The sequence below is a fragment of the Streptomyces sp. NPDC059852 genome, assembly GCF_042731455.1.
Lineage (GTDB): Bacteria > Actinomycetota > Actinomycetes > Streptomycetales > Streptomycetaceae > Streptomyces.
In genome coordinates, this window is the sequence record NZ_JBHWJK010000024.1 from 48,180 (window position 1) to 70,498 (window position 22,319).

23 protein-coding genes are annotated in these 22,319 nt (G+C 73.9%); 13 read left to right on the forward strand and 10 right to left on the reverse strand.

From position 1 onward, the window contains the following. The first annotated feature begins 166 nt into the window (after nt 1-166). The gene (locus tag ACFV46_RS26495; protein ID WP_385499991.1) at nt 167-1,144 is read left to right on the forward strand and encodes an NAD(P)-dependent alcohol dehydrogenase; all 978 of its coding nucleotides are present in this window, start codon (nt 167-169) and stop codon (nt 1,142-1,144) included. Between the two features lie 20 nt (nt 1,145-1,164). On the opposite strand, the gene ACFV46_RS26500 is transcribed toward ACFV46_RS26495, so the two are convergent. From ACFV46_RS26500 to ACFV46_RS26510, 3 genes are all read right to left on the reverse strand, one after another. Beyond that, nucleotides 1,165-1,521 carry a cupin domain-containing protein gene (locus ACFV46_RS26500; RefSeq protein WP_361932911.1) on the reverse strand — a complete coding sequence of 119 codons (357 nt, stop codon included), beginning with the start codon at nt 1,519-1,521 and terminating at the stop codon, nt 1,165-1,167. A 134-nt stretch (nt 1,522-1,655) separates the two neighbouring features. Further along, nucleotides 1,656-2,633 (reverse strand): threo-3-hydroxy-L-aspartate ammonia-lyase, encoded by a 978-nt coding sequence (locus ACFV46_RS26505; protein WP_385499993.1) that lies wholly within the window; start codon nt 2,631-2,633, stop codon nt 1,656-1,658. Nucleotides 2,634-2,681: 48 nt separating this feature from the next. Beyond that, on the reverse strand, nt 2,682-3,422 hold the full coding sequence (locus tag ACFV46_RS26510) for an SOS response-associated peptidase (RefSeq protein WP_376727754.1): 741 nt from the start codon (nt 3,420-3,422) through the stop codon (nt 2,682-2,684). 258 nt (nt 3,423-3,680) lie between these two features. On the opposite strand from ACFV46_RS26510, the gene ACFV46_RS26515 reads away from it, so the two are divergent. Both ACFV46_RS26515 and ACFV46_RS26520 read left to right on the forward strand, forming a co-directional pair. Beyond that, nucleotides 3,681-4,445, forward strand: coding sequence for a GAF and ANTAR domain-containing protein (locus ACFV46_RS26515; RefSeq protein ID WP_385499994.1), 765 nt, complete (start codon nt 3,681-3,683; stop codon nt 4,443-4,445). 52 nt (nt 4,446-4,497) lie between these two features. Beyond that, nucleotides 4,498-5,235, forward strand: a complete 738-nt coding sequence (locus ACFV46_RS26520; RefSeq protein WP_385499995.1) for a GAF domain-containing protein — start codon at nt 4,498-4,500, stop codon at nt 5,233-5,235. Nucleotides 5,236-5,251: 16 nt separating this feature from the next. Here ACFV46_RS26520 and ACFV46_RS26525 read toward each other — a convergent pair whose 3' ends face one another. Continuing rightward, nucleotides 5,252-6,208: a helix-turn-helix transcriptional regulator gene (locus ACFV46_RS26525; RefSeq protein ID WP_385499997.1), complete on the reverse strand. Its 957-nt coding sequence runs from the start codon at nt 6,206-6,208 to the stop codon at nt 5,252-5,254. Between the two features lie 189 nt (nt 6,209-6,397). On the opposite strand from ACFV46_RS26525, the gene ACFV46_RS26530 reads away from it, so the two are divergent. Continuing rightward, nucleotides 6,398-6,721, forward strand: a complete 324-nt coding sequence (locus tag ACFV46_RS26530) for an ANTAR domain-containing protein (protein WP_385499999.1) — start codon at nt 6,398-6,400, stop codon at nt 6,719-6,721. Nucleotides 6,722-6,739: 18 nt separating this feature from the next. On the opposite strand, the gene ACFV46_RS26535 is transcribed toward ACFV46_RS26530, so the two are convergent. Beyond that, nucleotides 6,740-7,564 (reverse strand): SDR family oxidoreductase, encoded by an 825-nt coding sequence (locus ACFV46_RS26535; protein ID WP_361932892.1) that lies wholly within the window; start codon nt 7,562-7,564, stop codon nt 6,740-6,742. 171 nt (nt 7,565-7,735) lie between these two features. On the opposite strand from ACFV46_RS26535, the gene ACFV46_RS26540 reads away from it, so the two are divergent. Together ACFV46_RS26540 and ACFV46_RS26545 are read left to right on the forward strand one after the other, a co-directional pair. Next, nucleotides 7,736-8,995 (forward strand): cytochrome P450, encoded by a 1,260-nt coding sequence (locus tag ACFV46_RS26540; protein WP_361932889.1) that lies wholly within the window; start codon nt 7,736-7,738, stop codon nt 8,993-8,995. 20 nt (nt 8,996-9,015) lie between these two features. Beyond that, the gene (locus ACFV46_RS26545; RefSeq protein WP_385500001.1) at nt 9,016-9,519 is read left to right on the forward strand and encodes a hypothetical protein; all 504 of its coding nucleotides are present in this window, start codon (nt 9,016-9,018) and stop codon (nt 9,517-9,519) included. Here the strand turns inward: ACFV46_RS26545 and ACFV46_RS26550 are convergent. Both ACFV46_RS26550 and ACFV46_RS26555 read right to left on the reverse strand, forming a co-directional pair. Then, nucleotides 9,482-10,333, reverse strand: a complete 852-nt coding sequence (locus ACFV46_RS26550) for an MBL fold metallo-hydrolase (protein WP_385500002.1) — start codon at nt 10,331-10,333, stop codon at nt 9,482-9,484. The two genes, ACFV46_RS26545 and ACFV46_RS26550, sit on opposite strands and share 38 nt — an antisense overlap. A 97-nt stretch (nt 10,334-10,430) precedes the next feature. Beyond that, on the reverse strand, nt 10,431-11,420 hold the full coding sequence (locus ACFV46_RS26555; RefSeq protein WP_385500004.1) for an SDR family oxidoreductase: 990 nt from the start codon (nt 11,418-11,420) through the stop codon (nt 10,431-10,433). A gap of 203 nt (nt 11,421-11,623) precedes the next feature. Here ACFV46_RS26555 and ACFV46_RS26560 point away from each other — a divergent pair, with 203 nt between their 5' ends. The 4 genes from ACFV46_RS26560 (at nt 11,624) to ACFV46_RS26575 (ending at nt 15,971) form a co-directional block, all read left to right on the forward strand. Next, nucleotides 11,624-12,703 (forward strand): glutamate--cysteine ligase, encoded by a 1,080-nt coding sequence (locus ACFV46_RS26560; RefSeq protein ID WP_385500006.1) that lies wholly within the window; start codon nt 11,624-11,626, stop codon nt 12,701-12,703. Beyond that, a complete protein-coding gene (locus ACFV46_RS26565; protein WP_385500007.1) occupies nt 12,700-13,326 on the forward strand; it encodes a hypothetical protein in 627 nt (208 codons plus the stop codon). Before ACFV46_RS26560 ends, ACFV46_RS26565 begins: the two co-directional genes overlap by 4 nt. Before the next feature lie 561 nt (nt 13,327-13,887). Beyond that, nucleotides 13,888-15,600 carry a cytochrome c oxidase subunit I gene (ctaD, locus tag ACFV46_RS26570; protein ID WP_376727765.1) on the forward strand — a complete coding sequence of 571 codons (1,713 nt, stop codon included), beginning with the start codon at nt 13,888-13,890 and terminating at the stop codon, nt 15,598-15,600. Continuing rightward, nucleotides 15,597-15,971 carry a hypothetical protein gene (locus ACFV46_RS26575; RefSeq protein WP_385500008.1) on the forward strand — a complete coding sequence of 125 codons (375 nt, stop codon included), beginning with the start codon at nt 15,597-15,599 and terminating at the stop codon, nt 15,969-15,971. The genes ctaD and ACFV46_RS26575 overlap by 4 nt, the downstream gene beginning before the upstream one ends. Nucleotides 15,972-15,990: 19 nt before the next feature. Here ACFV46_RS26575 and ACFV46_RS26580 read toward each other — a convergent pair whose 3' ends face one another. Continuing rightward, nucleotides 15,991-16,524, reverse strand: a complete 534-nt coding sequence (locus ACFV46_RS26580; protein WP_385500010.1) for a hypothetical protein — start codon at nt 16,522-16,524, stop codon at nt 15,991-15,993. A gap of 86 nt (nt 16,525-16,610) precedes the next feature. Here ACFV46_RS26580 and ACFV46_RS26585 point away from each other — a divergent pair, with 86 nt between their 5' ends. From ACFV46_RS26585 to ACFV46_RS26595, 3 genes are read left to right on the forward strand one after another with little or no spacing between them, the layout of a single operon-like run. Then, complete coding sequence (locus tag ACFV46_RS26585) at nt 16,611-17,072, forward strand: DUF2243 domain-containing protein (RefSeq protein WP_385500011.1); 462 nt, start codon at nt 16,611-16,613, stop codon at nt 17,070-17,072. Continuing rightward, entirely contained in the window at nt 17,069-17,917 is an 849-nt protein-coding gene (locus tag ACFV46_RS26590) for a cytochrome c oxidase assembly protein (RefSeq protein WP_376727769.1), read from the forward strand. Before ACFV46_RS26585 ends, ACFV46_RS26590 begins: the two co-directional genes overlap by 4 nt. Nucleotides 17,918-17,959: 42 nt before the next feature. After that, nucleotides 17,960-18,268: a hypothetical protein gene (locus ACFV46_RS26595; protein WP_385500013.1), complete on the forward strand. Its 309-nt coding sequence runs from the start codon at nt 17,960-17,962 to the stop codon at nt 18,266-18,268. A 24-nt stretch (nt 18,269-18,292) separates the two neighbouring features. Here the strand turns inward: ACFV46_RS26595 and ACFV46_RS26600 are convergent, their stop codons facing one another. Both ACFV46_RS26600 and ACFV46_RS26605 read right to left on the reverse strand, forming a co-directional pair. Beyond that, nucleotides 18,293-20,491, reverse strand: a complete 2,199-nt coding sequence (locus ACFV46_RS26600) for a S9 family peptidase (RefSeq protein ID WP_385500014.1) — start codon at nt 20,489-20,491, stop codon at nt 18,293-18,295. Next, a complete protein-coding gene (locus tag ACFV46_RS26605) occupies nt 20,464-22,248 on the reverse strand; it encodes an N-acetylglutaminylglutamine amidotransferase (protein WP_385500016.1) in 1,785 nt (594 codons plus the stop codon). The genes ACFV46_RS26600 and ACFV46_RS26605 overlap by 28 nt, the downstream gene beginning before the upstream one ends. Nucleotides 22,249-22,319: the final 71 nt, after the last annotated feature.

Below are 22,319 nucleotides of genomic sequence, written 5' to 3' on the forward strand. Positions count from 1 at the left end.
GGTTTCCACATCCGGCAGCGTAAACCGATCGGTTTCCCGAGGCAAGCGCGCAAGGTACGTGCCCCTGCCACCGGCCGCCGGGAGCCCGGGGAGAAATCAGGGTGCGGCCCGGATGGCCAGGTCCCGCGGGCTTTCCTACGCTCGGCGTGAGTGGAGGGGGGATCCCATGAAGGCAGTGGTCCAGAACCGGTACGGGTCCGCGGACACCCTGGAGTTCACGGACGTCGAGCGGCCGGTGCCGGGCGCCGGCGAGGTGCTCGTGCGGGTGCGGGCCGCGTCGGTGAACGCCCTCGACTGGCACTTCATGCGCGGCGACCCGCTGATCGGGCGCGGCACGATGGGCTGGCGCCGGCCGAGGACCCGTATCCGGGGCCGGGACCTCGCCGGTGTGGTGGAGACCGTGGGCGCCGGGGTCACGGGGCTCCAGCCCGGCGACGAGGTGTACGGCGAGGCCGGCGGCACCTTCGCCGAGTACGTGTGCGCCCGGGCCGACGAGATCGGTCCCAAGCCGGCCGGGCTCACCTTCGAGCAGGCGGCCGCGATGCCGCTGGCGGGGAACACCGCGCTGATGGCGCTGCGGGACGTCGCCCGCGTCCAGGAGGGCCAGACCCTACTGGTGAACGGCGCCTCGGGCGGCGTCGGCACCTTCGCCGTCCAGCTCGGCAAGGCGTACGGCGCCGAGGTGACGGCGGTGTGCGGCGCGCGCCACGCCGATCTGGTCCGCTCACTGGGCGCCGACCATGTGATCGACCGCGCCCGGGAGGACTTCGCCCGGCGCGCCGAACGCTGGGACGTGGTGCTGGACCTCGTGGGCAACCGCTCGCTGGGCGACCTCCGGCGCGCCCTCGCGCCCACCGGGACGCTCGTCCTGTCCGGCGGAGGCGTCTACGAGGGAGGCAGCGTCGTGGGGCCGATGGCGCTGTTCCTCAAGCGGCAGCTGGCGGCGCCCTTCGCGGGCGGGCAGCGGCTGCGGGACGTCTCCGCCCGGCAGAGCCGCGCCAACCTGGCGGCCCTGCGGGAACTGGCCGAGTCGGGGAGGATCGCCCCGGTCGTCGAGCGGACCTACGAACTGGGCGAAGCGGCCGAGGCGATCCGGTATCTGGAGGTCGAGCACGCGCGCGCCAAGGTCGTCATCACCGTCTGACGGACCGGGACGCGTCCCGCCTAGTGCTTGGCGAACTCGCGGGCCGTCTGGCCCTGGAAGTCGTACACGACGACCTGCTCGTCGCCGGCGACCCAGGCGTCGTGCCCGGGGCTGCACACATAGACCTCGCCGGGGCCGATCTCGGTCTCGGCGCCGTCGTCCATGTGGATGTGCAGGCGGCCCTGGACGACATAGCCGTTGTGGTGCATCTGGCAAGTGGAGGTGCCCGCGATCGGGCCCACCGACTCGCTCCAGCGCCAGCCCGGCTCCAGGGTGGCCACGGCGAAGTCCAGATCGCTCAGATGGACCGCCTCGATGTGGCCGCGGGGGAAATCACGCCGCTCGTCCGGCTTCTCGAGCATCTTCACTTCCAGCATGGCGCGCTCCCTTCGGGCCGCGTCCCGCGCACGCGGCCGGGCCGGTCTCCCAGCGGCCCTGGGCACCGCCGTCGACGGCCGGCCCCTGTACCACTCCATGGTCCGCCCGGCCACCGGGGCCCGCCAGCCGGGAGTCAGCCCTCCGCCCCGCACAGCGCGGCGAACCGGCCGGCGTCCACGTTGCCGCCCGAGACGATCACACCGACCCGGCGCGGGAGCGGTCCGGTCCGGCCGGAGAGGAGGGCGGCGAGCGGGGTGGCGCCGCTCGGCTCGACCACGATCTTCAGGCGTTCGAAGGCGAACCGCATCGCGTCGCGGATCTCGTCGTCGCCGACCAGCGCGATGTCGTCGACGAGCCGCCGGTTCACCGCGAAGGTGAGCTCCCCCGGCGTGTGCACGGCCTGCCCGTCGGCGATGGTGCGGGGCACCGGGACGGTGACGCGCCGCCCCTCGGCGAGCGACCGCCGGGTGTCGTCCCCGGCCTCCGGCTCGACCCCGGTCATCCGGATGCCCGGGTACAGGGCCTTGGCCGCCGTGGCGCTGTCGGCCATCAGCCCGCCACCGCCGACCGGCACCAGCAGCATGTCCAGCTCACCGGTCTCCTCGAGGAGTTCGAGAGCGGCGGTGCCCTGCCCGGCCATGATGTGCGGGTGCTCGTACGGCGGGATCACGGTCAGGCCCCGCTCCGCGGCCAGCGCCTCGGCGATCGCCACCCGGTCCCCGGTGTAGCGGTCGTAGGTGACGACCTCGGCGCCGTAGCCCTCGGTCGCGGCCCGCTTCGACGGCGGGGCGTCCTCGGGCATGACGATCACCGCGGTCGTCCCGAGTTCGCGGGCGGCCAGCGCGACGGCCTGGGCGTGGTTCCCGGACGAGTAGGCGGCGATGCCCCGCGCGAGCTGCCCGGGGGTCAGCCGGGACGCTGCGTTGTAGGCGCCGCGGAACTTGAAGGCGCCGACCCGCTGGAAGTTCTCGCACTTCAGGAAGACCTCGGCGCCGACGCGTGCGTCGAGGACGCGTGAGCGCAGCACCGGCGTGCGGTGGGCGACGCCGGCGAGCCGCTCGGCCGCGTCACGGACGTCGTCCAGGGTGACCGTCGGGGTGGTGGTCGTCACGCGTGCCCTCCAGCGGGGTGAGGTCGGTCGTGCCCGGCGTCCCCGACCCTACGTCCGTTCCTCCAGGAGCTGGGGGCCGTTGTTGCGGACGTTGTTCACCGCCGTGGAGACGGGGCGGGCGGCCAGGTGGCCCTCCGCCGGCTGGACCAGCAGGGCGCGCAGGCCGTCCGTCGACTCGTGCCGCGGGTCGAGCCAGGCGTCGTAGTGGTCGGGCGGGAGGGCCAGCGGCATCCGGGGGTGGACGCGCCCGGCGGCGTCCGTGGCCTCGGTGGTGATGATGGTGCAGCTCAGCAGCCAGGCCGCCGGGTCGTCGTCGTCCTTGACGGCCGGGTCGCGCCAGAACTCGTACAGCCCGGCGAGGGCCAGGACGCTCCCGTCCTCGGGGTGGATGAAGTAGGGCTGCTTGCGGACCTTCCCCGACGTGTCGTCGCGGACCTGCTCCCACTCGTAGAAGCCGTCCGCCGGGAGCAGGCAGCGGCGTTTGACGAAGGCGCGGCGGAAGGCGGGCTTCTCGTGGACGGTCTCCACGCGCGCGTTGATCAGCCGGGCTCCGGTCTTCACGTCCTTCGCCCAGGACGGCACCAGGCCCCAGCGCATCGGCCGCAGTGCGCGCGGCGCCGGGGCGTCCTCGCCGGCGCCGCGCGGCCGGCGTTCCAGGACGGCCCACACGTCGTCGGTCGGGGCCACGTTCCAGCTGGGTTCCAGAGCCTCCTGCGGGTGCCACTCGGCGACCTGGAACAGCTGGGCCAGGTCCTGGGGGCTGCGGGTGGAGGCGTAACGGCCGCACATGGGGCCACTGTGCCACGGGTCGCGGCTCGGATGAGCCGAACGGCTCACGGGGCCGCGGCGCGCGTTTCCCTCCGGCGCGTCGAGGAAACCCGGCTGACCGTGCCGGGGCCGACCGCCGGAGCTTCCCACCGCCCCGCACCGACGCGAGCGGACCGGGCCGCCGGGTGCGGGCCGTGGTGTCGGGCGGTACGAGGGAGGAGTTCCCTGTGCCAAGATCGGACAAGCCTTGTCCAGCACGGCCGCGGGGAGGTGAGGGTCGTGGCCGATGACGGTCTCCTCGGGGACGGGGACGCCGAGCGGGCGATGGACGTCGAGCGGACGCGGATCGCTCACGAACTCATCGGCCGGGTGCACGGCCTGCCGGCGTCCGCCGTGCCGGAGGCCCTGTGCGGGGCCTGCGCCGCCCTGCTGCCCGAGATGTCGGGTCTGTCGGTGTCGGTCCTCGGCACCGGCACCTCCACCGGTGTGCTGCTGTGCGCCAGCGACGAGGTCGCCTCCCGCCTGGCGGAGATCCAGTACACCCTCGGCGAGGGCCCCAGCCTGGAGGCGGTCCGGCTGCGGGCCCCGGTGTTCGCCACCGATCTGGGCACACCTCCCGACACACGCCGCTGGCCCCTGTTCTCCGTGCAGGCCGCGAAAGCCGGCGCGGCGGCCGCCTTCTCGCTGCCCCTCACGGGCGCCGGGGCGGCTCTGGGCACTCTGGATCTCTACCGTGACGTGCCGGGTTCCCTGCCCGTGGACCGGGTGCGCACCGCCCTTCTGGTCGCCGACGCGGTCACGTTGACGGTGATCGCCCTCGACCACGCTTCGCCTGACCCCGAAGGAGTCGTAACGTGGCTGTCAGGAGCGGAGACCGACCGCGAGGAGGTGTATCAGGCCACCGGCATGATCATGGTCCAGCTCGGCGTCAGCGCGGAGGAGGCGCTGCTCCGTCTGCGGGCGCGGGCATTCGCCCAGAGCAGCACGGCCGTGGAGGTCGCGCGTGCCGTTCTGAACCGCTCCCTCGATCTGCGAGACGACTGACCGGACCGAACCGATGATCAGTGCCCGAGAGAACCACGCCGGGGAGGCGCGCATGAACCGCGAGCGGGAACTGGCGCAGACGTTCGTCGCCCTGTCCGACACCTACGCGGCGGAGTTCGACCCGCTGCGGCTGTTCCAGCGCCTGGTGCACGCCTGCGTGGACCTGCTGGAGACGGACGCTGCGGCCGTGATGATCGGTGACGCGCGCGGTCATCTCAAGACGATGGCGACCACGGACGAGGAGGCCGCCTTCATCGAGGTGCTGCAGGTGCAGACCGGCCAGGGGCCCTGCATGGAGTCCTACCGCACCGCCCGCCCGGTGTCCGTCCCGGACATCGCCGTGGAGTACGCGCGCTGGCCGAAGCTGGTCGGCGTCATGCTGGAGACCGGCTACGGCTCCCTGCAGGCGGTCCCGATGCCGTTGCACGACCGCCCCATCGGCGTCCTCACCCTGCTGCGCGGCCGCACCGGGCGCCTCCCCGAGAACGACGTGCACCTCGCGCAGGCCCTCGCGGACTCGGCCACCCTGGGGCTGATGCACTGGTCCACCGAGCCCGCCCGGAGCGACGACGTCATCACCCGCGTCCAGAGCGTCATCGCCGCCAAGGCGACGCTGGACATCGCCCGGGGGATGCTCGCGCAGCACGCGGACGTCAGCGTCGCCGAGGCCGCACGGCTGCTCAACGCCTACGTGACCCGGAGACGGTACCGCCTCACCGACACCGCGCACGCCCTCGTCGCACGGGAGCTGGAGCTGTCCGACATCGTCGAGGGCCAGCGCCTGGCCTGACCCTCCCGGCCGCCGCTCAGCCGCGCAGCGTACGCGACGGGCTGGTGCCGTACATGGCGCGGTAGAGGGAGGCGAAACGCCCGGGGTGCGGGAAGCCCCAGCGGGCGGCGATCGCACCCACCGACGTGTCGTCGCCCGGTCCGGCGGCGAGCAGGTCGCGGTGGGCGTGGCTGAGCCGGACCTGACGCACATAGCCGAGCGGCGTGGTGTCCAGATGCCGGCGGAACGCGTACTGCAGCGTCCGGATGGTGACGTGGGCGGCGGCCGCGATGTCGGCGACGGTGATCGGCTCGTGCGCGTGGTCGTCTATGTAGGCGACGGCACGCCGCAGGGTCGCGGAGTGGGCGTCCGCGCGGTCCTGGGCGGTGGGGTCGGTGCGCGCGTTGTTCGGGAAGGCCGCAAGGACGCTCGCGGCGAGCAGCTGGGCGCCGGCCGACACGACCAGCGGTTCCGCGGCGGCGTCGGTGTCGCTCAGCACATGGTCGCGCAGGTAGATGATCGTGCGCTTGAGCCGCTCGGCGACGGCCGGGGTGTGCGGCCGGTGCCCGGTGAGCCGGACGGGCTCGAGCAGCGTCTTCCCGGACCCGGCGGCGACCTGGTCGAGCAGGCCGGGGTCGAGCATGGTGATGTTGTAGCGGGCGTTGTCGACCCGGCCCGCGAACGACAGGTCCGGCGGCGCGAACAGCACCGCGTCACCCGGACCGAAGTCGTCCCGGACGCCCTGGAAGACGTGGTCGCGGACGGTGCCCTCGTGGACGACGCACAGGCAGATCCGGCCGAGCGGGGCCACCGAGTAGGTCATCTCGAAGTCGAGCTCGAGTTCGTCCACGCTCATCGATTCACCGGCGTCGCGGCGGACGCGCGCCCTGCTGGACCCGGGGGTGCTGCTGCCGATGCGCATCCGGGCGTAGGCGCGGCAGAGGAACTCCTCGGTCGCCTCGAGGTCGTCACTGTCGAAGATCAGCGAACCCATGAGAGAACTTCTGCCCCGAATCGACGCCGCCACCGGTCCGGGTGACCGGATGCCCCGACTTCGAAGCATCGCATTTCGTTTTCCGTACAGCCACCACTCCGACGATTCGTTCAGCGCACCCTCTTCTGCGCCGATCGGGGGCAGCGTGTCATTGACGGCACGACTGACCCTTCGGAGAACCATTTCGCCATGTCGGACCAGGTGGAGAGCGATCAGACGATCGCGGCGCTGCGGGAAGAGGTCGCGCAGCTCCAGCAGGCCGTCCTCTCGCACGCGATCGTGGACCAGGCGATCGGCGTGGTGATCGCCTACGGCGGGGTGCGACCCGATACGGCCTGGGACGTCCTGAAGGAGATCTCGCAGCACACCAACACCAAGCTGCGGGAGGTGGCCGAGCTCGTCGTGCGCTGGCCGCACGAAGGGCGGCTGCCCGAGGACGTGCGCACCGCCCTCACCGCCGCGGTGTCCCGGGTGAACCGGCGCCATCCGATCGAACAGCCGGCCGGCTCCTGACCCGGCGCGTCGCCGGCCTCAGGGACGGCGCCAGGAGTCGTCCGGCAGGTGCGATCCCGCCTGCGGGCCCATGCGCAGCATGCCGCCGTCGACGGCCCACGAGGCGCCCGTGACGTAGGACGCGTCCGGGCCGGCCAGGAAGGCGATCACGGCCGCGACCTCCCGGGCGTCGCCGGGGCGGCCGAGGGGGACGCCCGGCCTGCGCTCGCCGGAGACGTCGGTGTCGGTCTGGCCGGTCATCGGGGTGGCGATCTCGCCGGGCGCGACGGCGTTCACCGTGATCCCGTGCTCGGCCAGCTCCAGCGCCATCACCTGGGTGAGCAGTCCGAGCCCCGCCTTGGCCGCGCAGTACGGCGCCGCGCCCACCCGTGGCTGGTGCTCGTGGACGCTCGTGACGTTGACGATCCGGCCGCCTCCCCCCTGCCGGATCATGCGGTGCGCGGCCCGCTGCCCGCACAGGAAGGGCCCCATCAGGTCGACGTCGAGGACGTCGCGGACCGTGTCGTGGTCCAGCTCCAGGAACGGGGTCATGGTGCCCGTGCCCGCGTTGTTGACGAGCACGTCGATCCTGCCGAGCGTGTCGGCGAGCCGGTCGACGGCGTCGGCGGCGCCGGGCAGTCGGGTGAGGTCCAGCCGCTCGACCGCGGCCCGGCGCCCGGTCGCCCGGACCTCGTCCGCCGTGCGCAGCGCTCCTTCGCGGTCGCTGTGCCAGGTGATACCGATGTCCATGCCGGCCTCGGCGAGGCGTACGGCGGTGGCACGGCCGATCCCGGAGTCGGAACCGGTGACCACGGCCACCGGGGTGACGGTGCCGTCCGGGCCGTCGTCGTGCTGCGATCCCATCGGGGCTCCCCATGTCGCGTCCTGCGCCGGGGCGTCGCGCGGCCGGCGTCCGAAGGAGACCCCGCGTACCCCGCCCCGCCCGGGATCACACCGGGCATGCGATTGGCCCTGGGGAATGGTCAGCCCCCAGGGGCCGCGTTTCCGTCGGGGGCCGGCGGGCACCCGGCCCGCATGCATCCGAGTAGCGCCCCGATCGCGGACAGCTCACTGGCCCTGCTGGCCAAGGGATACACCTGGCTCCCGGACCGCCGGCGTCGCACCGCGCGCTCCCTCGTGCGGGCGCGTGTGATGGGCCGGCACACGGTCGCCCTGCGCGGCCCGGAGGCGGTGCGGTTCTTCTACGACGAACGGCACGTGGCCCGCCGCCCGGCGCTGCCCGGCCCGGTGCTGAGCACCCTGTTCGGCCATGGCGCGGTGCACACCCTGGACGGCGTGGAGCACCGCGTCCGCAAGGGCATGTTCCTGGACCTGCTCACCGGTCGCGAGGCCGTCGCCGGTGTGGTGGAGAGCGTCGGCGCCGCCTGGGACGAGGCGGTGCCGACCTGGTGCGCGCGGCCGTCCGTGGTCCTGTTCGACGAGGCGAGCCGGGTGCTCACCCGGGGCGTCTGCCGGTGGGCCGGCATCCCGGTGGACGACGTGGACGGCGTGGCCCGTGACCTGGTCGCCATGGTCGACGGGTTCGCCACACCCGGCCCGCGGCACTGGCGGGCCCGGCGGGCGCGGTCCCGCAGCGAGGCCTGGCTGTGCCGTCTCGTGGAGGACGTGCGCGCGGGCACCGCCACCGCGCCCGAGGGCTCGGCGCTGGATACGGTCGTCCGGCACGAGGACGCCGACGGCCGCCCGCTCGACCCGCACACGGCCGCCGTCGAACTGCTCAACGTCATCCGGCCGACCGCGGCGGTCACCTGGTTCGTCACCTATGCCGGGCACGCGCTGCACCACCGGCCGGAGATCCGGGAGCGGCTGGCGCAGGACGGTCCGGCGTACGCCGTGGCGTTCGCCCACGAGCTGCGGCGCTTCTATCCGTTCGCCCCGTTCGTGGGCGGCCGGGCCGCCACCGACCTGGAGTGGGAGGGCGAGCCGATCCCGGCCGGGACCCTGATCCTGCTCGACCTGTTCGGCCAGAACCACGACCCGGACGTGTGGAGCGACCCGTACACCTTCGATCCGGAGCGGTTCGTGGGCCGGGCCCCCGGACGGGACGAACTGGTCCCTCAGGGCGGCGGCGACCGGGCCGCGGGCCACCGGTGCCCGGGTGAGGACATCACGGTGGCGCTGCTGTCGGTCCTCGGGCCACGGCTGGCCCGCCTGGAGTACCGGGTCCCCGCACAGGATCTGCGGATCCCGCTGAACCGGCTGCCGTCCCGGGTGCGCAGCGGCCTGGTCATGGAAGCCGTCCGCGCGCCGGCGCCCAGCGCCGTGGCCGCCTGAGGGCGCCGGGAGGAGCCGTCGTGAACCTGCTGGGCATCTATCTCAACGACCACCTGGCCGCCGCCACCGGCGGAGTCGAGCGGGCCCGCCACATGGCCCGGTCGTCGGCCGGTACGGAACTGGCGACGGCCCTGGAGCCGTTGGCGGCGGAACTCGCCGAGGACCGGGCCGCGCTGCTCGCCCTGATGAGGCGGCTGGACGTCCCCGTACGGCCCTACAAGGTGTACGCGGGCCGCCTCGCCGAGCGGGTCGGCCGGCTCAAGGGGAACGGCCGGATCGTACGGCGCTCCCCGCTGAGTCCGCTGGTGGAGCTGGAGGCGCTGCGGCTGGAGGCGGAGGGCAGGGCGGCCCTGTGGCAGACGCTGCGGGACCTCGCCGACCGCGACGAACGCCTCGACCCGGACCACCTGGACCATCTGCTGGAGCGGACCCGCCGGCAGCAGGGCGCCCTGGAGGAGCTCCGCCGCCGCCGGATCGTCCCGGTGCTCACACCGGAGCCGGCGCCTTCCCCGGCGTCACGATGAGCCGCTGCCCGTGCCGGCAGGGCGTCAGACGGTCGGAGAGGCCCAGGGCCGCCAGTTCGTCCACGAACGCGCTCAGCGGGGAGCGCATCACCGTGTAGTCGTCGTAGTGCACGGGCAGAACGCGACGCGGGTCGAGGCGGCGGGCCAGCTCGGCGCCCTGGGCGCCGTCCATGGTCACCACGAAGCCGCCCGGCAGGGTGGTGCCGCCCAGGTGCAGGACGGCGAGGTCGGCGGCCGGGAAGTGCCGGGTGATCTCGTCCAGGCCGTCGTACACCAGGGTGTCGCCGGAGAGGTACAGCCGCAGACGGACGGGGCCGCCGGCCCGCCCGAACTCCAGCATGGTGCCCATCACCGGGGGCAGCAGCGCCCGCAGGGCCGCGTTGCCCGCGTGCCGGCCGGGCAGCGCCGTGATCCGGACCCGCTCGCGGCCGGTGCCCAGGGTGAGCCCGCGCCACGTCCGTATGCCCGCCGTGCGGGGGAAGCGGTGCAGGACCCGCAGACGGCGCGCCGCGTGCGGGGTGGTGACGACCGGCACCGTGTGGTCCAGGTACCGGCTCGCGCGGCGGTCCCAGTGGTCGCCGTGCAGATGGGACAGCACGATCCCGTCCAGCCGGGGCAGGTCGCCGACGTCGAGCGCGGGCTCGGTCAGCCGCCGGCTCCACAGGCCGTAGCCGAGGTGGGCGTACTGGCCGCGGTGCAGGAAGTTCGGATCGGTGAGCAGGGTGAGCCCGCCGTAGCGGATCACCAGGGTGGCGTTGCCGACGAAGTGGAGATCGACCGCCTCGTCGGTGGTGTCGTCGCTGACCGGCGTCATGTCCGTCCCGTCCGGCGGGGCCCGGAGGCCGCCCCGCCTCGGCAGGCGTTCCCGACTCCTCCGGACCCACCGCAGTACCCCCGGCTGGAGCTGATCACTACCCGCTGCGGCGGGTGGTGCCGGTCAGCCGCCCGGCCGCGAGCGCCGCACCGGCCACGGCCGCGACGGCGGCCGTCCGGCGCAGTGCGGTCCGCCGGCGCCCGTGCCACCCGCCGCGCGCCGCCCCTTCGCCGGGGGCGGGGACGTGCAGCGCGCCGTGCGTCACCGGGGCCTCCTCGTCGTGGTCGAGGTGCCCCTTCTCCGTCTGGCGGGCCATGACCCGCTCCGCGAGGCCGGGCGCCAGCCGCGCCTGGCGTACCAGGGCCCGGCCCGCGGGGCCGACGACGACCTGGCGGCGGGGGCGGCGGGCGAGGGCGACGACGGCACGGGCGACGCGCTCCGGGGTGTACACGGGCGGCATCGCGACGACCTTGCGGCCGGTGTGGTTCGCCGCGTGCTCGAAGTGCGGGGTGTCGATGGTCGCGGGCATCACGGTGCAGACGTGGATGTCCTTCACGCCCTCGACGTGCAGCTGCTGCCGCAGACTCCCGCCGAGCGCCTGCACGGCGTGCTTCGACATGCCGTACGGGTGGCTGTACGGCTGCGGGACGGCCCCGACGATCGACGAGATGTTCACGAGCGTGCCCGCGCCCTGCTCCCGCATCACCCGCAGCGCCGCCCGGGCGCCGTGCACATAGCCCATGACGTTGACGTCCAGCACCCGGCGGAAGTCCTCCAGCGGGACGTCCTCGAAGCGGCCGAACGCGTTGACGGCGGCGTTGTTGACCCAGACGTCGATCCGGCCGAACTCCGCCACGGCCGCGCGCGCCAGCTGCTCGACCGCGCCGGCGTCGGTCGTGTCGGTCGGCACGACCAGGGCGCGGGCCCCGCGGTGCCCGCGGCACAGCCGTGCGGTCTCCTCCAGCGCCTCCTCGCGGCGCGCGGCCAGCACCACCGCGCACCCCTTGCGCGCGAAGGCCTCGGCGGTGGCCCGCCCGATGCCGCCCGACGCCCCGGTCACCACCACCACCTGGTCCCGCAGTCTCATGCCCTTCCTCCTCGGTCCGCCGGCGCCGGACCCTCGTGCCCGGCGTGTGGCGTCACGAGTACCCCCGGTGCCCCCGCGTGACCGGATCCGGTTTCCGGTACGGGAACCGCGGCACTCGGTAAACGGTGGGCGTGCGCCTGAGGGCCGGGCCCGCCACGGTGGAGACGGAGACTCCGGCGACGGGGCGGAACAGAGAGCGACCGATGACGACGATCGGTGTGGAAGAGGAGTACCTGCTGCTGGACCCGGTGACGGGTCTGCCCGTGCCCGCGGCCGACAAGGTCCGCGCGGCGGCGGGGCTCGCGCCCTTCGTGGGCGACCAGGAGGTGCAGAGCGAGCTGTTGCAGGCGCAGGTCGAGGTGGCCACGCCGGTGTGCGAGACGCTGGAGGAGGCGGGAGGGCATCTGCTCCGGCTGCGGCACGCCGTCGGGGCGGCGGCCGAACGGAACGGCTGCCGGCTGGCGCCCTGCGGGACCTCGCCGCTGCGGCACGGGCGGCCGGTGGCCGTCACCGACAAGGCCCGCTACCGGGCCATGCGTTCGCAGGCCCCGCAGCTGGTGGCGGAGCAGCTGGTCAACGGCATGCACGTCCATGTGGCCGTCCCCGGCCGCGAGGAGGGCGTGCAGGTGATGAACCGGCTGCTGGTCTGGCTTCCGGTGCTGACGGCCATGGCGGCGAACTCCCCGCTGTGGGACGGCCACGACACCGGGTTCGCCAGCTGGCGCACGGTGGTGTTCGACCGCTGGCCGGTCAGCGGGATGCCGCCGTACTTCACGGACGTGGCCGACTACGACCGGCGGGTGCAGCGGCTGCTGAAGAGCGGTCTGATCGCGGACGTCGGCCAGCTGTACTGGCTGGTGCGTCTGTCGGCGAGCTATCCGACGATCGAGGTGCGCTGCCTGGACGTGCAGCTGCGCCCGGACGACGCGGTCATGTTCGCCGGTCTGGTCCGCGCCCTCGTCCGTACGGAACTGGCGTCGGTCGAGGCCGGGGCACCCGCGCCCGACGTGGCGCCGGAGCTGCTGCGGGCCGCGCTGTGGCACGCCGCCCGGCACGGCCTGAGCGACACGCTCGTCGATCCCCACGGCGAGAGCCGTCGGGCCGGTGACGTGCTGTACCAGCTGCTGCGGCACGTCTCGCCGGCCCTGGAGGAGGCCGGGGACACCCGGCTGGTGTCGGGTCTGGTCCACCGGCTCCTGCAGGACGGGACCGGTGCCGACCGGCAGCGGGCCGCGCTCGCCGAGGGGGGCCTGCGCGCGGTGACGGAGCTGATCGTCGGATGAGCGGGGCCGCGCGGCGGCGCCGGCTGCGTTTCGACGGCTGGATCGCCGGTCTGGGCACCACGTCCGGGGTGCGGATCGTCGTCGGGCACTGGCCGGTGTCGCCGTTCGGGCCGTTCTCCGACGTCATGCTCGAACGGGCGGACGGGGAACGGCTGCTGCTGGCGCCGACACCCGGGACGGCCGACTTCGTCGCGGCGACCTACACGTTCGACACCGTGCGGGTCGTCCCGGTCGACGTGACGGTCGCGGGCCGGGTGTGGACGGTCACGGCGGGGCCGTTGCGGCTCCGCTTCACCACCGGCCGCCGGACCGCACCGGGCCTGCTCCTGCGCGCGGTTCCGGCGCCGCTGGCCCGGCGTCCCGCATGGGGCGCCCTGACGGACCGTCCGGCCCGGCTGCTGATGCCCGGGGTGCGGACCCGGGGCAGCGCCGGGGGCGGGCGCCGCGAGTGGTACGGCGCCCGGGACCTGCGCCCGGTGACCTCGCTGTCGGCGACCTTCGAGGGCCACGACCTGGGCGCGTCGGCGCCCGTGGAACCACCGGTGCGCTTCGGTTTCGGCTCGGTGCCCCGCCGGCCGGCCGTCACCCGGGTCACGACGACAGTGGATCCGGGCGTCGGGTGAGGCGCCGCGGCCCGGGTACTCGGCCGCTCCCGCAAGGACCGTCGCCGGACGAGGGCAGGAGTGGTGCGTCATGACGGACCGGCTTCCGTTCCCTCCCCCGGCCGGGTGCTCGACGGGGGCGAACTCGTCGAGGTCGCCCGGGCGGTGGCCGAGGCCGAAGAGGTGTGGACGGACCTGCTGCGGCACCCGGACGGGCCGGACCGACCGTCACCATCCACACGTACTCGCCGCCGCTGGAGCGGACCGGGCAGTAAGGAGGAACGGGCTGCCGCACCGGGTGCCCACGAGGTCGGAGGAGAGCCTGTCGCCGACGGCCGTCAGGGCACGCCCAGCACGGCGGGCGCACCGGGCGAGGCAGGGCACCTGCCACGGTCACCGTCCCTCCGACACGCCGGTGATGCCCCGGACGGATGATTGATTGGGCCGTTCGACGCAGAAAGGGCGGTCGCCGGGCCGTGCGAACGGGCGGACAGGACTAGGTTCCGCAAGGCTGGTGACCTGTCCCGGCGCGAGCCCCCAAGCCGAACCGCCCGTCAACGTCTGTGCCGATTGCGAGAACTGATGGCGATCCAGACCGAGCCCGTGTCCCCCGTACCCGCGGCGGAGCCCCGCAGCAGAGGGGAGGTGATCATCAGCTGGATCACCACGACGGACCACAAGAAGATCGGTCACCTCTATCTGATCACGTCGTTCGCGTTCTTCCTGATCGGCGGTCTGCTGGCGATGCTCATCCGGGCGGAACTGGCCCGGCCCGGACTGCAGATCATGTCCAGCGAGCAGTACAACCAGTCGTTCACGATGCACGGCACGATCATGCTGCTGCTCTTCGCGACACCGACGTTCGCCGGATTCGCCAACGCCATCATGCCGTTGCAGATCGGCTCCCCGGACGTGGCCTTCCCGCGGCTGAACATGTTCTCGTACTGGCTGTTCGCGCTCGGCGGGCTCATCGCCTTCTCGGCCTTCCTCACGCCGGACGGGGCCGCCGACTTCGGCTGGACGGCCTACACCCCGCTCAGCGGGGGCGAGCGCACCACACATGTGGGCGGTGACCTGTGGATCATGGGTCTGGCTCTGTCCGGCTTCGGCACGATCCTCGGCGCGGTCAACTTCATCACCACGATCATCTGCATGCGCGCGCCGGGCATGACGATGTTCCGGATGCCGATCTTCACCTGGAACGTGCTGCTCACCTCGGTGTTGGTGCTGCTCGCCTTCCCCGTCCTCGCCGCCGCGCTGCTGGTGCTGGAGGCGGACCGGAAGTTCGGCGCCCAGGTCTTCGACCCGGAGAACGGCGGCGCCATCCTGTGGCAGCACCTCTTCTGGTTCTTCGGGCATCCCGAGGTCTACATCCTGGCACTGCCGTTCTTCGGGGTGGTCACCGAGATCCTCCCGGTGTTCTCCCGCAAGCCGGTCTTCGGCTACATGGGTCTGGTGGGCGCGACCATCGCCATCACCGGTCTGTCCGTAACCGTGTGGGCCCACCACATGTTCGCCACGGGCGCGGTGCTGCTGCCGTTCTTCTCCTTCATGAGCTTCCTGATCGCCGTGCCCACCGGGGTGAAGTTCTTCAACTGGATCGGCACGATGTGGAAGGGGTCGATCTCCTTCGAACCTCCCATGCTGTGGGCGGTGGGCTTCCTGGTGACCTTCCTCTTCGGCGGTCTGACCGGCGTCCTGCTCGCCTCGCCCCCGCTGGACTTCCACGTCACCGACTCCTACTTCGTGGTCGCCCACTTCCACTACGTCGTCTTCGGCACCGTCGTCTTCGCGATGTTCGCCGGGTTCAGCTTCTGGTGGCCCAAGATGACCGGCACGATGCTCGACGCTCGTCTGGAGAAGATCCACTTCTGGACGCTGTTCGTCGGCTTCCACACCACGTTCCTGGTGCAGCACTGGCTGGGCGCGGAGGGCATGCCCCGCCGGTACGCCGACTACCTCGCCGCCGACGGCTTCACCGCGCTGAACACCGTGTCCACCATCGGTTCGTTCATCCTGGGCCTGTCCACCCTGCCGTTCCTGTACAACGTGTGGAAGACCGCCCACAAGGGCGAGCGGATCGAGGTCGACGACCCCTGGGGCTACGGCCGTTCGCTGGAGTGGGCCACGTCCTGCCCGCCGCCCCGGCACAACTTCACGACGCTGCCCCGCATCCGCTCCGAGTCCCCGGCCTTCGACCTGCACCACCCGGCACTGGCCCAGCTGGACGAGAAGGAGTACGCCGGCAAGCGCGACGTGCTCGACGCCGAGGGCCACGAGGGTTCGCAGCAGTGAGGCCCGGCCGGCACGACGTGCCCGCGGGCGAGGCGGACAGCGCCGTCGCCGACGAGGCCGCGGGCTATCTGCTGGTGCACGACCACCACGTCCAGGCGTGCCGGGAGGCCGCGGAGCTGTGCGCGCTGCTGCCGTGGCTGACGACCGCTCAGGCCGAGGACGTCTCCCGCGCCTACGTCCAGCAGCGCGTCGACCTGACCCGGCGGATGCTGCGCGCCACAGTCGAACGGGCGGGGCAACTGCGCGAGGAGTACGAGGCACGGTACGCCGAGCTGCGCCGGGCCCTGCTCAGGCGGCACACGCTCGCCGCGTGCGTCCTCGTCGCCGGTACGGGCGGTGCGGCCGCGCTGGTGTCGCTGCTCGGCCGGTGACGACGCCGTGGGCGGCGGCTCACCGGCTGTGGGCGTCGCCCCTCGGCAGCGGTCCGGCGTCCGTGCGGCGGCCTGGGCGGACCGCCGCGTGGCGCTGCCCCGGTCCCCGGCCGTCGCGGGCGGCCAGCGCGTCGGCGACGACGCCGGTGGCGAAGCCGTAGACGGTCTTGTGCAGCAGGTCCACGACGAGTTCGGCGCGGGGCCAGGTGGGAGGCGGGGCGCCGACCCCGGTCGCGTTCTCCAGGATCTGGTCGTTGGTGACGCGGACGACGGTGAACTGGGCGGAGGCGGCCGGTCCGCGCAGTCCGGCCTGGGCCATCACCGAGCGCAGTACGCCGAGGAGGGCGGCCTGCCCGAAGTGCATGGCCCAGTTCACCGGCAGCGGCTGCCGCCCCTGACGTTCGGGCAGCCCGGTCAGACGGGCCAGCACCCGTCCCGGTACATGGGAGTCGGGGCGGCCGGTGACGGCCTGCTCGATCTTCTCGCCGAGCGTCATGACGACTCCCCCGGCGGCCCCGGCGACCAGCCCCTGCCACAGTGCGCGCGTGAACATGTCCTGCCGGGTACCCGTCGGCACGGCGCTCACCCGTGCGGCACGGGCACGGGGAGCGGGACGGACGAGCCGGGAGGGCGACAGCGATGAACGAACCGGTCCCCCGCGCCGAGCCCCGGCGGTCGGCGGCCGTGTGGGCGCTGATCGGCGCGGCGGTGATGGCCGCGGTCGACGAGATCGTCTTCCACCAGCTCCTGGGCTGGCACCACTTCTACGACCGTTCGACCGGTTCCGTCGGCCTGCTCTCCGACGGGCTGCTGCACAGCGCCGAACTGCTGGCGCTGGTCGCCGGGGTGTTCCTGCACGCCGACCTGCGCCGCCGTGGGGCACTGGCCCCGGCGCACGCCCGTGCCGGGTTCCTCCTGGGGGCGGGCGGCTTCCAGCTGTTCGACGGGATCGTGGACCACAAGCTGCTGCGGGTGCACCAGGTGCGCTACGGCGTCGACGTGACCCCGTACGACTGGGCGTGGAACCTGGCCGGGCTGGCCCTGCTGATCGCCGGTTCCGTCCTCGCCGTGCGGGCGGGCCGCACGGGACGGGCGTCGTGATCCTCGCGCACACCCACCCCGCTCCCGGAGTTCCGCTCGCCGCCGGGCCGCCGGCGGCCCTCGCGACGCTGTCGGCGGCGGCCTGTTACCTGCTGGCGGCCCGGCGGCTGCGGCGCCGCGGGGACGCCTGGCCCCGCCGGCGGGACCTGTCGTTCATGACGGGCGGGGTCGCCGTCGCCTGGGCGGGAGTGGGCGCCGCGCCGGGCGGGCCGTTCACCGGGCACATGGTCCAGCACGTCGTGCTGGGGATGGCCGCCCCGCTGCTGCTGGTGACGGCCCGCCCGCTCACCCTCGCCCTGCGCGCCCTGCCGCCCGGTGGCGTACGGCGGTCCCTGCTCGCCCTGACCCGTCTCCGCGTCGCCGGATGGCTGACGTTCCCGCCGGTGGCGGCCCTGCTGGACGTGGGGGGCCTGTGGGTGCTGTACCGGACGGGCCTGTTCGCGGCGACGGCCCAACGGCCCCTGTGGCACCTGCTGGTGCACGTCCACGTCCTCGCCGCCGGGGCGCTGTTCGCGTTCGCCGTGTGCGGGCTCGACCCGGTGCGCCGCCGCTGGGGAGTGGCCGTACGGGGCGGCACGCTGCTGGTCGCGGGCGCCGTGCACGGGGTGCTCGCCAAGACGCTGTACGCGGCCGCGCCACCCGGCCTCGACGTCGCCACGGGCGATCTGCGGACCGGGGCCCAGGTCATGTACTACGGCGGCGACGCGGTGGCCCTGGCGACGGCGGCCGTGGTGGGAGCCGCCTGGTACGCGGCGCGGGGGCGGGCGCTGCGGGCCGCGTCACGCCGCCCGGACGGGGCGCTCGACCCGCGGAACGTGCCGCATTGTGCGCAGAATATCGGGTAGTCCGACTATGGACTGATTCGCCGTGGAAGGGACTGGGCCGTGATGCTGTCTCACACCGTCGAACGAGGCGTACTGGTCATCACGGTGCTCGAGGACCCGGGGATCGGCGGGCGGGCCGCCCTGCTCACCCAGATCAGCGAACCCGCGGCTACCGAGGCGGCGGTGAGCGTGGTGCTGCGGGTGCACCGGCTGTGCAGCCACCTCGACCTGGTGACCTTCGTCGCCACCCACAGCGCCCCGGCCCGGCGTCTGCTCGACGCCAACGCCGACACCCACGGCATCCGTATGGTCATCCACGCCCGCGCGCACACCGCCATAGAGACCGCCACCGCGCTCACCACGGCGGCCTGAGCGGCCCGGCGGCGGCCGGGACGGTCACAGGCCCAGGTGGCTCTGGAGCCAGTCGGCCGCGGCCCTGCGGAACAGCCGGCGGTTCTCCGCCCGCAGGAAGTCGTGCCCCTCGTCGCGCAGCGTCAGCAGTTCGGCCTCGACGCCCCGTTCCCGCGCGGCCCGGACGAACTGCTGGGACTCCCCCGGCGGCACGTTGGTGTCGTGCTCCCCGTGGACGGCGAGGACCGGGGCGCGCAGCGCGTCGATCCGGCTCATCGGCGACAGGCTGCGCAGCAGGGCGCGGTCCCGCTCGGGATGCCCGTACTTGTGCGCGGCGGACTCCGCGATCCAGGGCTCGGTCCCGGCGAAGAAGGTCAGGAAGTCCGACATGCCGCAGACGGCGACCGCCGTGCGGAACAGGTCCGGGTGCCACACCACGGAGGCGAACGTCAGATAGCCGCCGTACGAACGGCCCATGACCGCCAGCCGGGTCGGGTCGGCGGGGCCCGCGACGACCGCGTGGGCCGCGCAGTCCGCGACGTCGTCGAGCGCGGCGAAGCGGCCGGCGCCGAGGTCGGCGTCGACGAACGACCTGCCGTGCCCCAGGGAGCCGCGCACATCGGGTGCGAAGACGTCGAGGCCGCGCCCGAGGAGTTCGTGGTAGAGCGGGTTGAAGACCGGCCGTTCCTGTTCCTCGGGGCCGCCGTGCAGATGGATGACGCAGGGCGCGGGCACGTCCGGGCCGCGCCCCGGCGCCCGGTAGTACCAGCCGCTCAGGGGCAGCCCGTCCCGCGCGGTGAGCCGCAGGGGCACGGGGCGTACCGGCGGTCGGCCGGGCGGGACGGCGTCCTCGTCGCGGGCCGACCAGGGGGTGCGCAGCGAGGCCACGCCCTCGTGGACCCACCAGATGCCGGGGCGGCGCTGCGATCCGGACAGGGCCAGCAGCAGCCGGCCGGGGCCCGCCGTGGCGACCCGGGTGACCACCTCGTGGGGCAGCGGGACCGGGCGGAGCGGGCCCAGGGAGCCGGGTTCCCGGCCGGGCGGTGAGGTCTCGACGACCTCCAGCTCGCCGGCGCCCTGCACGTTCCAGGCCAGGACGGCGGTGGTGCCGTCGTGGGCCAGGGTCAGCAGTTCCAGGTCGCTGCCGTCGCGCTCGGCGAGGACGGACGCGCCGCGCGGCCCGCCGTCCTCGTCCAGTTCGACGGCGACGAGGGCCGCGAACTCCCGGTCGGCGTTGCTGCGCAGCCACAGGGTGCGCGCGTCGGAGGAGAACCGGCCGATCCACGGGTCGCCGTCGGCGACCGGCATCACCAAGGTGGTCTCCGCGTCGGACATGCGCCGCACCACCGCCTCCCGGCGTCCACGCGGGCCCCGGCGCAGCAGGACGAGACGGCCGTCGCGGCTGAGGTCGCAGACCCGCAGGGACGCCGCGTGCGTCTCGGTGGAGATCAGCACCGGGGACGCCAGGCCGTCGGGGTCGATGAGGTAGACGGACAGTCCGCCCTCGGTGCGGACGGCCCGGCCGGCCGGGGTGGTGAGGAGGGCGGGGCCGCCGTCCGGCCGCGGTCCCGTCACGGCGTCGTAGGCGAGGGGGCCGAGGAGGGTGGCGTGCCCGTCCCGTTCCGTCCACTCGGCGGGCGTCCCGGGGGCGCCGGCCTCGTGGTCGGGCCCGGCGGAGGCGGGTGCCATGCCGGCGGCCACGGTGACGGAGACCGTCGAGCCGTCGTGCGCCCAGCGGCCCAGGTAGGCGGAGCCCGCCGGGTCGGCGCCCGCGAGGAGCCGCCGTCCGGAGCCGTCGGGACGCACGCACAGGACGCGGGTGTGCTCGCCGCCGCCCGGCGCGGTGGTGTACGCGATCCAGCGGCCGTCCGGTGACCAGGACACCTCCTTGACGGGGTCCGGCGAGGAGTCCAGGAGCCGTACGTCCTCGCCGCCGACGGGCCCCGCCCACAGCTGGGGGACGCCGCCGCGGTCGCAGATGAAGGCGACCTCGGTGCCGGTGGGGTCGGCGGAGGGGTACCAGCAGCCGTGGGCGCGCAGCCGCGTCACGACGTCGCGCGGGCCGCCCGCCCCGGGCAGTTGCATGGACTCCGGGGCGGCGGCCCGGTCGGCGCCGCCCCACTCCCCCGGCCGGCCCTCCGCCTGCCACGCGGAGGACGGGCCGGGGGCCGGGCGGAAGGTCAGCAGCCGCGGCGCCGGACCGTCCGCGGGGCCGGTCACTTGATTCCGTGCGTCTGCAGCCATATCTCCAGCAATGCGATCTGCCACAGGGCGTTGTTGCCCCGCCGGGTCCGGTGCTCGTCGGGCGCCGCGAGGAGCTCGTCGACGTAGGACTGCCGGAACAGCCCGCGCCGCTTGGCCTCGGGTGCCTCCATGGCGTCGCGCACCCGCTCCAGGACGGGGCCCGCCATGTGCCGGATGGCCGGCACCGGGAAGTAGCCCTTGGGCCGGTCGACGACGTCCACCGGCAGGAGCTTGCGGCCCGCCGCCTTGAGCACGCCCTTGCCGCCGTCGGCCAGTTTCAGCTCCGGGGGGCAGGCCGCGGCCAGTTCGACCAGTTCATGGTCGAGGAACGGCACACGGGCCTCCAGGCCCCAGGCCATCGTCATGTTGTCGACCCGTTTGACCGGGTCGTCCACCAGCATGACGTGCGTGTCCAGGCGCAGCGCGGCGTCCAGGGCGGTCTCGGCGCCGGGGACGGCCATGTGCGCGTCGACGAACCGGCCGGAGACGTCGTGGTCCGCGAGCAGGTCGGGCCGCAGGATGCGCGCGATGTCGTCGTGGGAGCGGTCGAAGTACACGTCGGCGTAGCGCCGCGGCTCGTCCTCGCGGGTGGTGTCCGCGAGGCGCGGGTACCAGTGGTAGCCGGCGAAGACCTCGTCGGCGCCCTGCCCGCTCTGCACGACCTTGACCTCCTTCGACACCTGCTCGGCGAGCAGGTGGAAGGCGACGACGTCATGGCTGATCATCGGCTCGCTCATCGCGTGGACGGCGCCCTCCAGGGCCGCCGAGACCCGGTGGGAGGGGACCATCAGCCGCCGGTGGTCGGTGCCGAACTCGCCGGCCACCAGGTCCGAGTAGGCGAACTCGTCGCCCTCCTCGCCGCCCTCCGACTCGAAGCCGACGCTGAAGGTCTTCAGGTCGCGCTGCCCCTCGTCGGCCAGCAGGGCGACGATCAGGCTGGAGTCGAGGCCGCCGGAGAGCAGGACGCCGACCGGCACGTCGGCGACCATGCGGCGCCGTACGGCCGTGCGCAGCGCCTCCAGCACCGCGTCACGCCATTCGTCCGCGCTCATGCCGGCGTACGCGTCCTGGCGGGTGTAGGTGGGCTGCCAGTAGCAGTGGTCCCGGTGTGTGCCGTCCGGCTCGACGACCCGCACGGTGGCCGGCGGGAGCTTGCGGACGCCGTTGAGGACGGTGCGCGGCGCGGCGACCGTGGCGTGCCAGCTCAGGTACTGGTGCAGGGCGGCCGGGTCCAGGGAGGTGTCCACGTCGCCCGCGGCGAGGAGCGCGGGCAGGGTGGAGGCGAACCGGAGCCGGCCGGGGGCGTGGGCCAGGTACAGGGGCTTGATGCCGAGCCGGTCGCGGGCGAGGACGAGCCGCCCGGTGCGGTGCTCGAAGATCGCGAAGGCGAACATGCCCTTGAAGTGGTCGACGCAGTCCGTGCCCCACTGCTGGTACGCCTTGAGGACGACCTCGGTGTCGGACGTCGACGTGAAGCGGTGCCCCAGGGCGCGCAACTCCTCGCGCAGCTCAGGGTAGTTGTAGACGCAGCCGTTGAAGACGCCGGTGAGCGCGGCGCGGGCGTCGGTCATCGGCTGGGCCCCGCGGTCCGTCAGGTCGATGATCTTCAGCCGCCGGTGGCCGAGGGCGACGGGCCCCCGGTGCCAGGTGCCCTGCCCGTCGGGGCCGCGCCCCACGAGCTGTTCGTTCATGCGCTCGACAGCCGTCAGGTCGGCCGGCTGCCCGTCGAAGCGGATCTCCCCGCTCAGCCCGCACATGCGGTGTCGCCTCCCTTCCGGGCACCCGCCCCCACCCGGGAGGGGGGAGGAGCCGGTGCGCGACCTGCGGC